5 protein-coding genes are annotated in these 16,076 nt (G+C 68.7%); all 5 read left to right on the top strand.

Features of this window, described 5'->3' with window-relative positions; all coding sequences use genetic code 11:
* The first annotated feature begins 320 nt into the window (after positions 1-320).
* The 5 genes from M9979_RS00800 (at position 321) to M9979_RS00780 (ending at position 16,010) form a co-directional block, all read left to right on the top strand.
* The gene (locus M9979_RS00800; protein ID WP_254287416.1) at positions 321-10,481 is read left to right on the top strand and encodes an Ig-like domain-containing protein; all 10,161 of its coding nucleotides are present in this window, start codon (positions 321-323) and stop codon (positions 10,479-10,481) included.
* A gap of 15 nt (positions 10,482-10,496) precedes the next feature.
* On the top strand, positions 10,497-11,087 hold the full coding sequence (locus M9979_RS00795; protein ID WP_254287415.1) for a hypothetical protein: 591 nt from the start codon (positions 10,497-10,499) through the stop codon (positions 11,085-11,087).
* A 245-nt stretch (positions 11,088-11,332) separates the two neighbouring features.
* On the top strand, positions 11,333-12,955 hold the full coding sequence (locus M9979_RS00790; RefSeq protein ID WP_254287414.1) for a TolC family protein: 1,623 nt from the start codon (positions 11,333-11,335) through the stop codon (positions 12,953-12,955).
* Positions 12,952-14,685 (top strand): type I secretion system permease/ATPase, encoded by a 1,734-nt coding sequence (locus tag M9979_RS00785; RefSeq protein ID WP_254287413.1) that lies wholly within the window; start codon positions 12,952-12,954, stop codon positions 14,683-14,685. The genes M9979_RS00790 and M9979_RS00785 overlap by 4 nt, the downstream gene beginning before the upstream one ends.
* Positions 14,685-16,010, top strand: a complete 1,326-nt coding sequence (locus M9979_RS00780) for an HlyD family type I secretion periplasmic adaptor subunit (RefSeq protein WP_254287412.1) — start codon at positions 14,685-14,687, stop codon at positions 16,008-16,010. Before M9979_RS00785 ends, M9979_RS00780 begins: the two co-directional genes overlap by 1 nt.
* Positions 16,011-16,076 lie beyond the last annotated feature (66 nt).

Here is a 16,076-nt window from a genome sequence, read left to right as displayed (position 1 = left end):
TCAACGGCCAGTCAATTAAATTGGACGTGGGGCTAAATACCGCGCCGTATCGGACCTTTAAAAGGCGTTATCGGCAAGGGTCCGGCCGGTCGTCGGCCGGACTGCCCGGTGAATGAAGAATGGCGCGCCAGCGGGTGCGTCGAGGGGAACGGGGCTGGGGCTCATCCGGGGGGATGATCCAGGGCATCACAGGTTCTGCGAACGGCGGCGCGCCTTGACGGGTGCGGCGGCGATCGATGGCGTTCGTCTTGCGGTTGCGCGGGGCCGATGCCGCTCGTCTTCTCCATTCGCCGGATGCCTGCCACTCGGGAGACGCGCAGATGACTATCGGCAACAGCAGCAGCAACGGCAACCAGACGATCGTCGGCACGAACGCGTCCGACCTGCTGCTGGGTGGCAACGGCAACGACAAGATCACCGGCGGGTCGGGCAACGACGTCATCAATGCCGGGGCCGGTAATGACTATGTCGATGCGGGCGCGGGCAACGACACCGTGTTCGGCGGCGACGGCAACGACACGATCCTCGGCGGCCTCGGCAACGACACGCTGTACGGCGACGACGGCAACGATTCGCTCGACGGCGGCGACGGCAACGACGTGCTGTTCGGCGGCGAGGGCAATGACACGCTGCTCGGCGGCGCGGGCAACGACATTCTCGACGGTGGCCTCGGCAACGACTATCTCGACGGCGGTGCCGGTTTCGACACCGTGCTCGGCGGCCTCGGCAACGACACGCTCGCCTATCGCCTCGCCGACCACGGCCCGGCAGCCAAGGGGCTGTTCACGCCGCAGGACAATTATGACGGCGGCAGCAATACCGACACGCTGCGCCTGATCTTCACCCGCGACGAATGGCTGCGCAGCGACGTCCAGGCGGACGTGGCGCGCTATGTCGCGTTCCTCGAGGCGGAAGCGAAGAGCCTGCTCGGCCAGCTGTCCGCGCGCCTCGGCACCAACGAATATTACGGCACCTTCCAGTTCGACGCCTTCGACCTCACCGTCAGCCGCGTCGAGAAGTTCGAGGTGGTGGTCGACGGCCTGCTGCTCGATCCGCGCGAGGAGGCGGCCATCGCCCGCGCCGACGCGATCACGACCGACGAGGATCACGCCTCGCTCAGCTTCAACCTGCTCGCCAACGATTCGGTCCCCGACCTCGTCCGCTCGGTCACCGTCGGCACCGCGGCGCACGGCACCGTCGTGCTGACGCAGAATTACACCGATCCGGCGAACCCGGTCGCTAACGTCGTCTACACGCCGAATGCGGCCTATTATCAGTATCTTGCACAGGGCGAGAAGGCGATCGACACGTTCACCTATACGGTGACCGACGCCGACGGTGACGTGTCGACCGCGACCGTCACGGTGACGATCACCGGCAACAACGACGGCCCCGCGATCGTCAGCGGCACCTATACCGGCGTGGTGGTCGAGGATGCGGCGGCGACCCTCGCCAGCACCGGTGCGATCACCTTCAGCGACGTCGACCTCACCGACACGCACACCGTCAGCGTCGGCGCGGCGCGCGTTGCCGTCACCGGCGCGATCCCCGCCGGCTTCGCCCCCGCGGGCGGTTTCGGCACGCTGACCGCCAATGTCGTCGAGAATACGACCGACCAGAACAACCAGGGCACGATCAACTGGCGCTTCGCCGCCGACAACGCCAGCGTGCAGAAGCTCGCCGCCGGCCAGGTCGCGACGCAGGTCTACACGCTGACGCTCACCGACAAGTTCGGCGCGACCACGACGCAGGACGTCACGATCACACTGACCGGCACCAACGACGCGCCGACCGTCACCTCCGCCGTCGCCACCGGCGCGGTGACCGAGGACGCGACCACCGCGGTCGCCGGCAACATCGCCTTCGCCGACGTCGATCTGATCGACACGCACAACGTCAAGTTCGCGCCTGCCGCCAGCGGTTACCTCGGCACCTTCGCCACGGTCATCGACAATGTCGCGACCGGCGACGGCGCCGGCAACGTGCGCTGGACGTTCCAGGTCGACAATGCCTCGATCCAGAACCTCGCGCAGGGCGAGACGCTGACCCAGAAGTACACGGTCACCGTCACCGACAACAACGGCGCCAAAGTCGACCAGGTCGTCACCGTGACGATCACCGGCACCAACGACGCTCCGGTCGCGGTCGCCGACGTCTCGGCCCCCGCGGTCGAGGACGGCACGGTCGTCACCGGTTCGGTCGCGACCAACGACAGCGATGTCGATCATGGCGCGAAGCTCGCCTACACGCTCAACGCGCCGGTCGCCGGCCTGACCCTGAAGGCGGACGGCAGCTATGCCTTCGATCCGTCGAACGCCGCCTATCAGGCGCTGGCGAAGGGTGAAGTGCAGACGATCGTCGCGAACTACACCGTCACCGACGAATTCGGCGCGACCGCGACGTCGACGCTGACGATCAAGATCACCGGCACCAACGACGCGCCGGTCGCCGTCGCCGACACCGGTGCTACGCTCGAGGACACGACGCTGACCGGTTCGGTCGCGACCAACGACAGCGATGTCGATCATGGCGCCAAGCTCGCCTACACGCTCAACGCCCCGGTTGCGGGCCTGACGATCAGGGCGGACGGCAGCTATACGTTCGACGCTTCGAACGCCGCTTATCAGGCACTCGCCAAGGGCGAGGTGCAGACCGTCGTCGCCAGCTACACCGTCACCGACGAGAACGGCGCCACCGCCGTCTCGACGCTGACGATCAAGGTCACCGGCACCAACGACGCTCCCGTCGCGGTCGCCGACACCGTCGCGGCGATCGAGGATGCGACGATCACCGGTTCGGTCGCGACCAACGACGGCGATGTCGATCACGGAGCCAAGCTTGCCTACACGCTCAACGCGCCGATCGCGGGCCTGACGCTGAAGGCCGACGGCAGCTATACGTTCGACGCTTCGAACGCCGCTTATCAGGCCCTCGCCAAGGGCGAGGTGCAGACCGTCGTCGCCAGCTACACGGTGACCGACGAAAATGGCGCTACCGCCACTTCGACGCTGACCATCACCGTCACCGGCACCAACGATGCGCCGGTCGCCGTCGCCGACACCGGTGCGGCGGTCGAGGACCAGGCCGCGCTGACCGGTTCGGTCGCGACCAACGACAGCGATGTCGATCATGGCGCGGTGCTGACCTACACGCTCGACGCCCCCGTCGCCGGGCTGACGCTGAAGGCGGACGGCAGCTATGCCTTCGATCCGGCGAACGCCGCCTATCAGGCGCTCGCCAAGGGCGAGGTGCAGACGATCGTCGCCGCTTATACGGTGACCGATGAGAATGGCGCGACCGCCGTCTCGACGCTGACGATCAAGATCACCGGCACCAACGACGCGCCCGTCGCCGTCGCCGACACCGGCGCAGTGGTCGAGGATGCGACGCTGACCGGCACGGTCGCCGCCAACGACAGCGACGTCGATCACGGTGCCAAGCTGGCCTACACGCTCGACGCGCCGGTCGCCGGCCTGACGCTGAAGGCCGACGGCAGCTACAGCTTCGACGCGGCCAATGGCGCGTATCAGGCGCTCGCCAAGGGCGAGGTCCAGACCGTCGTCGCGCATTACACCGTGACCGACGAGAATGGCGCGACTGCGACCGCGACGCTGACGATCACCGTGACCGGCACCAACGACGCGCCGGTTGCCGTTGCCGACACGGCCGCCACGTTCGAGGATGTGGCCATCACCGGAACCGTCGCCGCCAACGACAGCGACGTCGATCATGGCGCGGCGCTCGCCTATACGCTCGACGTGCCGGTCGCCGGCCTGACGCTCAAGGCGGACGGCAGCTACAGCTTCGATGCGGCGAACAATGCCTATCAGGCGCTGGCCAAGGGCGAGGTGCAGACCGTCGTCGCCCATTACACCGTGACCGACGAGAATGGCGCGACCGCAACGTCGACGCTGACGATCACCGTCACCGGCACCAACGATGCGCCGGTCGCGCTGGTCGATACCGGCGCGGTCGTCGAGGATGCGATCCTCACCGGCAGCGTCGCGACCAACGACAGCGATGTCGATCACGGCGCCAAGCTCGCCTTCACGCTCGATGCACCGGTCGCCGGCCTGACGCTCAACGCCGATGGCAGCTACAGCTTCGACGCCGGCAATACCGCCTATCAGGCGCTGGCGAAGGGCGAGGTCCAGACCGTTGTCGCGCAGTACACCGTCACCGACGAGAACGGTGCCACCGCCACCTCGACGCTGACGATCGCCGTCACCGGCACCAATGATGCCCCGGTCGCGGTTGCCGACACCGGCGCGGTGGTCGAGGATGCGATCCTCACCGGCACCGTTGCCGCCAACGACAGCGACGTCGATCATGGCGCCAAGCTCGCTTACACGCTCGATGCACCGGTCGCGGGGCTGACGCTCGCCCCCGACGGCAGCTACAGCTTCGATGCCGGCAACACCGCCTATCAGGCGCTGGCGAAGGGTGAAGTGCAGACGGTCGTCGCGCATTACACCGTCACCGACGAGAACGGCGCCACCGCTACCTCGACGCTGACCGTCACCGTCACCGGCACCAACGACGCGCCGGTCGCGGTCGCCGACACCGTCGCGGCGGTCGAGGATCAGCCGGCGATCACCGGGTCGGTCGCGACCAACGACAGCGACGTCGATCACGGCGCCAAGCTCAGCTACACGCTCGACGCACCGATCGCCGGCCTGACGCTGAAGGCCGACGGCAGCTACAGCTTCGATGCGGGCAACGCGGCCTATCAGGCGCTCGCCAAGGGCGAAGTGCAGACCGTCGTCGCCAGCTACACCGTCACCGACGAATATGGCGCGACCGCCACGTCGACGCTGACCATCACCGTCGCCGGCACCAACGACGCGCCGGTCGCCAAGGTCGACGTCACCGCGACGCTCGAGGATGCCGCGCTGCTCACCGGCACCGTCGCCGCCAACGATTATGACGTCGATCATGGCGCCAAGCTCTCCTTCGCGCTCAGCGCGCCGGTGGCCGGGCTGACGCTCGCCGCCGACGGCAGCTATGCCTTCGATCCCGCCAATGCCGCCTATCAGGCGCTTGCCGTAGGCGAGACGCAGACCGTCGTGGCGCAATATGAGGTCACCGACGAACAGGGCACGACCAGCTATTCTGCGCTGGTGATCGTCATCACCGGCACCAACGACGCACCGGTCGCCGTCGCCGACATCGCCACCGCGGTGGAGGACGGTTCGCTCGTCACCGGCTCGGTCGCCGCCAACGACTATGACGTCGATCATGGTGCCAAGCTCAGCTTCGCGCTCGACGCGCCGGTCGCCGGGCTCATGCTGAAGGCGGACGGCAGCTACACCTTCGATCCCGCCGTCACCGCCTATCAGGCACTGGCGCAGGGCGAGGTGCAGACCATCGTCGCGCATTACACCGTGACGGACCAGTTCGGCGCGACGGCCGTCTCGACGCTGACCATCACCATCACGGGCACCAACGACGCTCCCGTCGCCGCGGTCGATACCGGTGCGGTCAACGAGGATGCGGTGCTCACCGGATCGGTCGCGACCAACGACAGCGACGTCGATCATGGCGCCAAGCTGGCCTTCACGCTTGATGCCCCCGTCGCCGGCCTGACGCTCGCCGCCGATGGCAGCTACAGCTTCGACGCCGGCAATACCGCCTATCAGGCGCTCGCCAAGGGTGAAGTGCAGACTGTCGTCGCGCATTACACCGTGACCGACGAGTTCGGCGCCACCGCCACTTCGACGCTGACCATCACCGTCACCGGCACCAACGATGCCCCCGTCGCCGCCGTCGATACCGGCGCGGTCAACGAGGATGCGGTGTTCACCGGATCGGTTGCGACCAACGACAGCGATGTCGATCACGGTGCCGTCCTGGCCTACACGCTCGACGGCCCGATCGCCGGCCTGACGCTCAACGCGGACGGCAGCTACAGCTTCGATGCTGGCAACACCGCCTATCAGGCGCTCGCCAAGGGCGAGCTGCAGACCGTCGTCGCCCACTACACCGTGACCGACGAGAATGGCGCGACCGCAATGTCGACGCTGACCATCGTCGTCACCGGCACCAACGACGCGCCGATCGCGGTCGCCGATACCGGCGCGGTCAACGAGGACGCGGTCATCACCGGCAGCGTCGCCGCGAACGACAGCGACGTCGATCACGGCGCGAAGCTCGCCTTCGCGCTCGACGCGCCGGTCGCCGGCCTGACCTTCAACGCCGACGGCAGCTACAGCTTCGACGCCGGCAACGCCGCCTATCAGGCGCTCGCCAAGGGCGAGGTGCAGACCGTCGTCGCCAGCTACACGGTGACCGACGAATTCGGCGCCACCGCCACGTCGACGCTGACGATCGCGGTCACCGGCACCAACGACGTGCCGATCGCGCTCCCCGATACCGTCGCGGTCATTGAGGACGCAATCGTCACCGGATCGGTCGCCACCAACGACAGCGACGTCGATCACGGTGCGGTGCTGGGCTATGCGCTCACCGCCCCGGTCGCCGGCCTGACGCTGAACGCGAACGGCAGCTACAGCTTCGACGCCGCCAACGCCGCCTATCAGGCGCTCGCCGCCGGCGAGGTGAAGACGATCGTCGCGGGCTATACCGTCACCGACGAGAACGGCGCCGTCGCTACGTCGACGCTGACGATCACCGTCACCGGCACCAACGATGCACCCGTCGCGCTTGCCGACGTGAATGCGGTGAACGAGGACGCCAGCGTCTCGGGTTCGGTCGCCACGAACGACAGCGATGTCGATCACGGTGCGGTGCTCACCTACACGCTCGCCAACCCGGTCGCCGGCCTCACCTTCAACAGCAACGGCACCTACACCTTCAACGCCGCCAACCAGGCCTATCAGGCGCTGGCCCAGGGCGAGGTGCAGACCGTCGTCGCCAACTACACCGTGTCGGACGGGCAGGGCGGCACCGCCACCGCGGCGCTGACCATCACGGTGACCGGCAAGAACGACGGCCCGGTTGCGTTCGCCGACACGGCGGTCGCGGTCGAGGACGGGGCGAAGGTGACCGGCAACGTCGGCGCCAACGACACCGACGTCGATCACGGCGCGGTGCTGACCTATGCGGCGACCAACACCGTCGCCGGCCTGACGATCAATGCCGACGGCAGCTACAGCTTCGATCCCTCGAACGCCGCCTACCAGAACCTCGGCGCAGGGGCGACGCGCGTCGTCACCGGCACCTACAAGGTCACCGACCAGTTCGGCGCGGTGTCCAATTCGCAGCTCGCGATCACCGTCACCGGCACCAACGACGCGCCGGTCGTCGGCAACGTCGCGCTGCCCGGCAACTTCACGCTCGTCGCCAACCGCCTCGTAAACGGCGACTTCAGCGATCCGACTGCGCTGAAGGGCTGGACGATCAACACCGCGTCGACCGGCACCAGCGCCGTGCAGACCTCGACCGCGACGGTCCAGCGCAACACCAACACGATCCCGGGCGACAATGCCGTCGCGGTGCTCAGCTACAACGCGACCACGCCGGTCGGTTACGGCACCGGGCAGGGGCCGAGCATCACCAGCACCGCCTTCGCCGGCAATGCGGGCGATACCGTCCGCTTCGTCTACGTCCTGTCGTCGGGATCGGACCAGGCGATCGGCACCGGCTACATCCGCGATGCGGCGACCGGCGCGATCGTCCAGACGATCTTCGACTACAAGGTCCCCGTCGTCGGTTCGACGGGGGTGCAGACGGTCGAGCTGACGCTGGCGCAGACCGGCAATTACACGATCGACTTCCGCGTCGGCTCGTACGACGCCACCGGCGGCCGCGCGATCGGTGCGACGCTGTACATCGGCACCGCCCAGATCGTGCAGACCGGCATTTCGGAAGACGGCAGCTACACCTACACCAACGGCCGCAATCTGCTGCTGGCACAGGCGACCGACGTCGACACCGGCGACGTGCTGACCGTGCCCGCCTTCTCGACGACCAGCGCCTATGGCGCGAGCGTGGTGATGGGTGCCAACGGCGCGCTGACCATCACCCCGTCGGGTGCCGCCAGCGCGCAGGCGCTGGCGCTGGGCGAGACCGCGACCGACACCTTCACCTACCAGGTGTCGGACGGCCATGGCGGGCTCACCAGCGCGACGGGCAGCTACACGCTCGTCGGCCAGAACGACGCCCCCATCGCGATCGCCGACACGGCGAACGTGACCGAGGACGCGTCGATCGCCGGCAGCGTCGCCACCAACGACTATGACGTCGATCACGGCGCCAAGCTGAAGTTCGCGCTGGCGGCCCCGGTTGCCGGCCTGACCTTCGCCGCGGACGGCAGCTATACGTTCGACGCGGGTAATGCCGCCTACCAGTCCCTCGCCGAGGGCCAGACCAAGGTGGTCACCGCCACCTACACCGTCACCGACGAGAACAACGCCAGCGCCACCCAAACGCTGTCGATCACGGTCACCGGCACCAACGATGCGCCGGTCGCTGTGGCGGACGTGGCGTCGGTCGTGGAGGATGCGACGGTCACCGGATCGGTCGCGACCAACGACACCGACGTCGACGGCACCGCCGGGCGGACCTTCGCGCTCGCCGCGCCGGTCGCCGGCCTGACGCTCAACGCCGATGGCAGCTACAGCTTCGATGCGGGCAACGTGGCCTACCAGTCGCTCGCCGCCGGTCAGGTCAAGACCGTCGTCGCCAACTATGCCGTCACCGACGACCATGGCGCCACGGCGGCATCGACGCTGACCTTCACCGTCACCGGCACCAACGACGCGCCGGTCGCGGTCGCCGACAAGCTGAACGCGGTCTACGGCACCGCCGCGACCTTCAACCCGCTCGCCAACGACACCGACGTCGACGGCGACACGCTCAGCATCGCCTCGGTGACGCAGGGCGCGCATGGCAGCGTCGCGGTCAACGCCGACGGCACGCTGACCTACACCGCTGCGGCGGGCTATGGCGGCGCCGACAGCTTCACCTACACGGTGAAGGATGCCGGTGGCCTCACCTCGACCGCGACCGTGGCGGTCGATGTCGATCACCTGCCGGTGGCGGTGACCGACAGCTATACCGTCAACGCCGGCGGCACCGTGAAGCTCGCGGTGACGACCAACGACACCGACGCGGACAATGACGCGCTGAAGGTGGTCAGCGTCGGCACGGCGGCGCACGGCACGCTGACGATCAACGCCGACAACACGGTCAGCTACGCCTCGACCAACGGCTATGTCGGTGCCGACACGTTCGAGTACACGATCTCGGACGGTCGCGGCGGCACCGCGGTCGGCACGGTCAACCTCAACGTCAAGACGCCGGAGAATGCCGTCGCCCCGACGCTGGTCGTGGGTCCCGCGGCGGCCTATCAGCCGACCAACGGCTCGGCGATCCAGACGACGCTGACCCTGCATGCGGGCGACGTCGTCAGCTTCGACTGGCACTTCTCCGCAGGCGATTACCTGCCGTACAACGACTTCGCGTTCGCCACCGTCAACGGCACGCTGTTCACGCTGTCCAATACCCAGTTCACCGGCAACTACGGCTCCACCGGCTGGCAGACGTTCACCTACACCGCGACGGCGGACGGCACCTACGTCATCGGCCAGGGCGTGATGAACAACCGCGACACCGGGCTCGACTCGCATCTCGGCATCGATGCGATGCGCGTGAACGGGGGCATCGTGCAGAGCTTCGAAAGCGGCTTCGGCACGACGCAGACGATCGGCAACGCGATCATCAGCCAGGGCGTCGCCAGCATCACCCCGACCAACGGCACCAGCGAGGCGTATCTGACCTCGTCGCCCGCTTCGGAATCGGCGATCGAGAGCTTCCTCAACCTGAACCAGGGGCGGCTCGCGACGCTGGGGCAGGCGAAGGGCGCCGAATACACCCCGGTGGTGGTGCCGGTCGGCATCGCGATCTCGCCCAACGCGCATCCCGACACGACCTATGTCACGATCACGGGTGCGCCGGCCGGCTCGACCTTCAACCACGGCACCTACGATGCCGCGACGTCGAGCTGGAAGATCGATGCCAACGATCTGGGCGGCGGCCTCACCATCACCACGCCGTCCAGCTATGCCGGCACGTTCGCGCTGTCGGTGACCGCCACCAGCGTGGTCTATGGCAGCAACACGATGGCGACGACCGCGGCGCAGAGCCAGACCGTCATCATCGATGCGGCCTCGGTGAACCTGACCGCGGCGAGCACCGGCAGCACGCTGGTCGGCGGTTCGCTGGGCGACATCCTGCACAGCGGCGTCGGCAACGACACGCTGACCGGCGGGGCGGGCAACGATCACTTCCTCTTCACCAAGGGGGCAGGGCACGACGTCATCACCGATTTCCAGGGTGGTGCGGGTGCCGGCGACGTGATCGAGCTGAAGGGCATGGGCTTCGGCAGCTTCGCCGACGTCCAGGCTTCGGCCTTCCAGGCGGCGGACGGGGTGCACATCGACCTGCACAACGGCGACTCGCTGGTCCTGTCGGGCGTGGCGCTGACCACGCTCGCCGCCGACGATTTCCTGTTCGCCTAAGCCGAGGGACGCATCATGCCTGTCACCAAGTTGAACCCGCTGGGCGTCGCCGGACCCCGCACCATCGCGCCGATCTCCAGCCTGTCGCCCGGGCTGGAGGAGGCGGTCGCCGTCACGCTGCCCGATACGGCGGTGAACGCCAATGCGGTTGCGGTCGGCGCCGGCCGTCCGCAATGGGCGCAATATGAGATGACGGCGCAGGGCACCGGCGCCCAGCACGTCGATCTCGCGCTGTTGCTCGCCGATCGCCACGACGCGCCGGCGGTGGTCGCCCCGGTTGCCGATCCGGCAGATCGCGGCTTGGTCGGTGCCGCCGTGCCCAGCGAGGGACTATGGCATGACGAGACGCCGCTGCATCTCGATGCGCGGCCCGCCGACAGCGCGACGGTAGCGCCGACCGAACTGTTCGCGGCACCGACGAGCATCGTATCGGCGCTCGACGCGGCGCCGGTCGTCGCGGTGGCTGCGGAGGCGCATGCCTTCGCGGCGGTCGATCTTGCGGCGTTCCGCGCCGCCGACGGGGCGCACCTCGCGCCGCACGAGCTGTTCGTCATGCCGTTGCACGACATGCCGCCGATCGACGGCACCGTGCCGCTGCTCGGATAGATTCGGGTCCGATCCGGTTGCGGGGGGAGTGGCATCGTGCGGCGATGCCGCTCCCCCGTGCCGTTTGGGATCGGGATGGTCTTGCCAGCCATCCGTTCAAACTTTGGCAGCGTGTTGCGTGGTAAGGGACCCCGGCCGATCGACCGGCGCGGGATCCGGGTTTGGAACATATGACGGATCGGCAGCGCAGGGTTTCATCATCGCCTCGCCACATCCCGCATGCGGCGGCGGCGAAGCCATGCCCGGTGCCGATATTGCTTGCGATCGCCGCGTCGGCCTGCGTTACGCCGGCGGCCGCGCAGACGGTGACCGCACCCGGCCCGTCGCCGTTGCAGCAGAACCCGCAGATCGGCGCGACCCCGACGCTGCTGCCGCCATCGCCGACGCTGCCCGCCGCCGCCACGCCCACGCCCGTCTTGTCGCCCTCGACACCGTCCGGCTCGCCGGTGCGGATCGGGCCGCCGGCGCCCGTCGTGACCTCGACCGTCGCGGTGCCACCGCCGGCGATCCCGCGCAGCGGGCTCTGGGTGCAGAACGTCCCCGGCGGCCTGCCCGCGCCGAGCGAGGATCCGCTCCACATCGATCCCGCCGGCGACCCGATCCTGCAGCTCGCGCGCGAACAGACGCCGCTCGCCGCCTTCCGCCGCGAGGTCGCGCTGGCGGTCGCGCGCAATCCCGCGCTGGGCGAATCGGCGGCGCAGGCCGAGGAGGCGGAGGCGGTGCGCGACGAGGCGAAGGCGCGGCAATATCCCACCGCCGATCTCTCGCTGTCGACGTTCAAGATCGTCAGCCGCGCCTTCTCCAACGATCCGCAGAACGTCCTCGAACGCTCGCGCCCGGAAAGCCGCACCGACGGTTCGATCCGCATCCAGCAGCCGGTCGTCGATTTCGGCGCGAGCAACGATCGCATCGCCGCGGGCAATGCGCGGATCGCCAGCTCGCTCGCCGCGCTGGACGACGTGCGTGCGCAGATCGCGCTGCGCGCGGTGTCGGTCTGGTACAATGTCTACGGCTATCGCGCGCTCGTCCGCCTCGCCGAAGCCTTCGCCGACAGCCAGCGCGACCTGCGCACCCGCATCCAGGAACGCGTGACGCAGGGCTATGCCGCGCAGGGCGACGTCGCGCAGGTCGACAGCTACGTCGCTTCCTCCGACGCGCAGCTCGCCGATTTCCGCCGCTCCGCCGCCAGTGCCGAGGCGCAATATGTCGCGATCGTGGGATCGCCGCCGCCCGAAGATCTCGGCCGCGCGCCGGTGCCCGATCTGGCGCAGGTCGTCCCCGACCGGCTGCGCGACGACATCGCGACGCTGCCGATCGTCCGTTCGGCGAGCGCGCAGGCCGGCGCCGCCCGCCGCGACGTCGCCGCGCTCAAGGCCGAACGCCTGCCGCAGCTCACCGCCGGGGTCGATGCCGGCCGCTATGGCGTGATCGAGAATGCGCGCGATTACGACGTCCGTGCCAATCTGACGCTCAGCATGCGGCTGGGCGGCGGCGTCGGCCAGCGCATCCGCCAGGCGCAGGCGCGCGCGCACGGCGCCGACGCGCGCCTCGACCGCACCCGCCAGGACGCCGAGCGCGACGCGCGCATCGCGCTGTCCGATATCGCCGCACTCGAACAGGCCAAGGCGGCGATCGAAAACAACTACATCGCCAGCCGCCAGTCGCGCGACGTGCTCGCCGAACGCTTCCGCGTGTCGCGCGGGACGTTGTTCGACCTGTTGTCGGCGGAAAACAATTACTTCGGCGTCGCGGTGCGTTACATCCAGACCGTCACCGAACTCGATACCGCCCGCTACGTCCTGCTCGCGCGCACTGGCAAGCTGCTGCCCGCGCTGCAGATCGATCCCGCCGCATTGGACCCCCGATGAATTCGTCCGCCGATACGATCGAGCATCCCAAGCCGCGGTTCGCGCCATGGCTGCTCGAACCGATGCTGCGCAACAAGCGCGTCTATCTGAAGGTCGCGCTGGCGGCGGCGATGATAAACCTGTTCGGGCTCATCACCTCGCTGTTCACGATGACCGTCTACGACCGCGTCGTCCCCAACAACGCCTATTCCTCGCTCGTCGCGCTGTCGATCGGGCTGCTCGTCGTCGTCGTGTTCGACTTCGTGCTGCGCATCCTGCGCGCCTATTTCGTCGATCTCGCCGGCGCGGACATCGACCATGACGTCGGCGGGCGGGTGTTCAAGCGGCTGGTCGGCATCCGCCTCGACCTCAAGCGCGGATCGACCGGGTCGCTGACCGGCATGATGCGCGAGCTCGAGACGCTGCGCGACTTCTTCGCCTCGGCGACGATGACCGCGATGGTCGACGTGCCGTTCATCGTCGTGACGTTGGTGTTCATCGCGATCATCGGCGGCATGGTCGTCTGGGTGCCGCTCGCCGCGATCCCGATCGTGATCGGGGCAGGGTGGCTCACCCGCCCGGCGCTCGACCGCCTGTCGGCGAAATCGCTGAGCGAGGGGCAGAGCAAGCAGAGCGTGCTGGTCGAGACGATCGGCGCGCTGGAGATGGTCAAGACGAGCGGCGCCGCGACGCTGCTGGGGCGGCGCTGGACCCAGGCGAACCGCGCGCATTCGGACAGTTCGATGCGCCAGCGGCTGGTGTCGACGATCGCGACCACCGTCGCCGCCTCGGCCAATACCCTGTCCTACGCCGGCACCGTCGTCGCCGGCGTATTCCTGATCGCCGATCACAAGCTGACCACCGGCGCGCTCGTCGCCTGCTCGATCCTGTCGGGCCGCGCCGTGCAGCCGCTGGCGCAGGTCGCGACCTTGCTTACCCGCCTGTCGGCGACGCGCACCGCGTACAAGCAGATCAACGGCATGATGGAGCAGCCGACCGAGGGCCCGCAGAGCGAGGCGCTGAAGCCCGCGCATTTCGCCGGCCGGATCGAATTGCGCGGCGTCGAGTTCCGCTATCCCGGCGCCGCCGAGAAGACATTGGACGGCCTCAACCTCACGATCCCCGCCGGCCAGCGGATCGGCCTGCTGGGGCGCGTCGGGTCGGGAAAATCGACGATCGCGCGGATGATCCTCGGCCTCTATCCGCCGCAGGAGGGACTGGTGATGATCGACGGCACCGACATCCGCCAGTTCGATCCCCATTACATGCGCGCGCGCATCGGCACCGCATTGCAGGACAGCGTGCTGCTGAGCGGCAGCGTGCGCGAGAATATCGTCCTCGACCGCCCCGGCATCGACGATGCCGAGATGCTACGCGCCGCCGAACTCAGCGGCACGCACCAGTTCATGGGCCAGCTCGCCAACGGCTACGACCTCATCCTCGCCGACCGCGGCGAGGGGCTGTCGGGCGGCCAGCGCCAGTCGATCGCGCTCGCCCGCGCGCTCGCCGGCCGGCCGCCCGTCGTGGTGTTCGACGAACCGACCAGCGCGATGGACCAGGCGACCGAGGCGCTGCTGATCGACCGCCTCGCCGCCGAGCTCGAGGGCCGGACCTTCGTCCTCATCACCCACCGCCCGGCGCTGCTCCGCCTCGTCGAACGGATCGTCGTCATCGACGCCGGGCGCGTCGTCAACGACGGCCCGCGCGACGCGGTCCTCCAGCAACTCCAGCGCCCGCGAGCCGTCGCCTGATGTCCCCCCATTCCACCACCGGCACCCACGACGCCCATCTCGAAGACTATGTCGATCGCATCCAGCCGCACAAGGCCTCGAACCTGCTGCTGTGGCTGATCCTCGCCTTCCTCGTCCTGTTCGTCGCCTGGGCGAGCCTAGTCCAGCTCGACCGCACGATCCATGCGAGCGGCCGCGTCGTGCCGAGCAACCGGCTGCAGGTCGTCTCCAACCTCGAAGGCGGGATCGTCTCGGCGATCCTCACCCACGCCGGCGATGCGGTGAAGCAGGGGCAGGTGCTCGTCCGGCTCGACCGCACGCAGTCGGGCGCCGAACTGGGCAGCAGCACGATCACCGTCGACGCGCTCACCGCCAAGATCGCGCGCTTGCAGGCGGAGATCGCCGGTCGCGAGCCGGTCTATGCCGCCAGCGCCAACCCCGCGATCGCCGAACAGATCGGCATCGAACGCTCGCTCCACGCCGCGCGCATGGCCGATCTCGCCAGCCTGACGTCGGCCGGCGCGGCACGCGAGGCGCAGGCGCAGCGCGCCGTCGCCGAAGCGGAGGCGGCGTATCGCTCGCGTACCTCGGCGCGCGACGCCGCCCGCCGCCAGCTCGAGCTGATCCGCCCGCTCGTCGCGCGCGGGATCGAGCCGCAGGTGTCGCTGATCCAGCTCGAAAACGGCGCCGCGGTCGCCGCCAGCGACGCCGAACAGGCCGCCGCCGCGATCGCCCGCGCGCGTTCCGGCGTCGCGGAGGCGCGCGCCACGCTGTCGCAGGTGCGTCAGGCATGGCGCGCGCAGGCCGGCACCGACCTTGCCGCCGCGCAGGCGGAGATGGCCGCCCGCCGCCGTGCGATGCCCGCGCTCGCCGCGCGCGACGACCGCGCCGTGGTCCGCGCGCCCGTGTCGGGCCGCGTCAACCGCGTCCTCGTCTCGACCGTCGGCAGCAGCATCGCCGCCGGCCAGCCGATCGTCGAGGTCGTCCCCGGCGCCGATGCGCTCACTGTCGAGGCGCTGGTCACGCCGAAGGACATCGCCTCCGTCCACATCGGCCAGCATGCCATAATCAACGTCACCGCCTATGATTCCGCGGTCTATGGCGGCATGAACGGCGAGGTCGTGACGATCAGCCCCGACGCGGTCGTCGAGGAACGCACCGGCGAAAGCCACTATACCGTCCGCGTCCGCGGCAATGCGCAGACGTTCCGCGACCGCGACGGTCGTCGCCTCGTCATCGGCCCGGGCATGACCGCCGACGTCAACCTGCTCGGCGACCGCCGCTCGGTGATGGCCTATATCCTCACCCCCTTCACCCGCCTGAGCGAAAACGCATTCCGCGAGTGATCCACGTTCACATATGATCGCTGGGCAGGTGGACGCTTCCAAAAGGGCTCGTCACCCCGGACTTGG

This window comes from Sphingomonas liriopis (genome assembly GCF_024211255.1).
GTDB classification, from domain to species: domain Bacteria; phylum Pseudomonadota; class Alphaproteobacteria; order Sphingomonadales; family Sphingomonadaceae; genus Sphingomonas; species Sphingomonas liriopis.
Note: the sequence above shows the minus strand (reverse complement) of the source record. Positions and strands in the feature narration are given on the sequence as shown.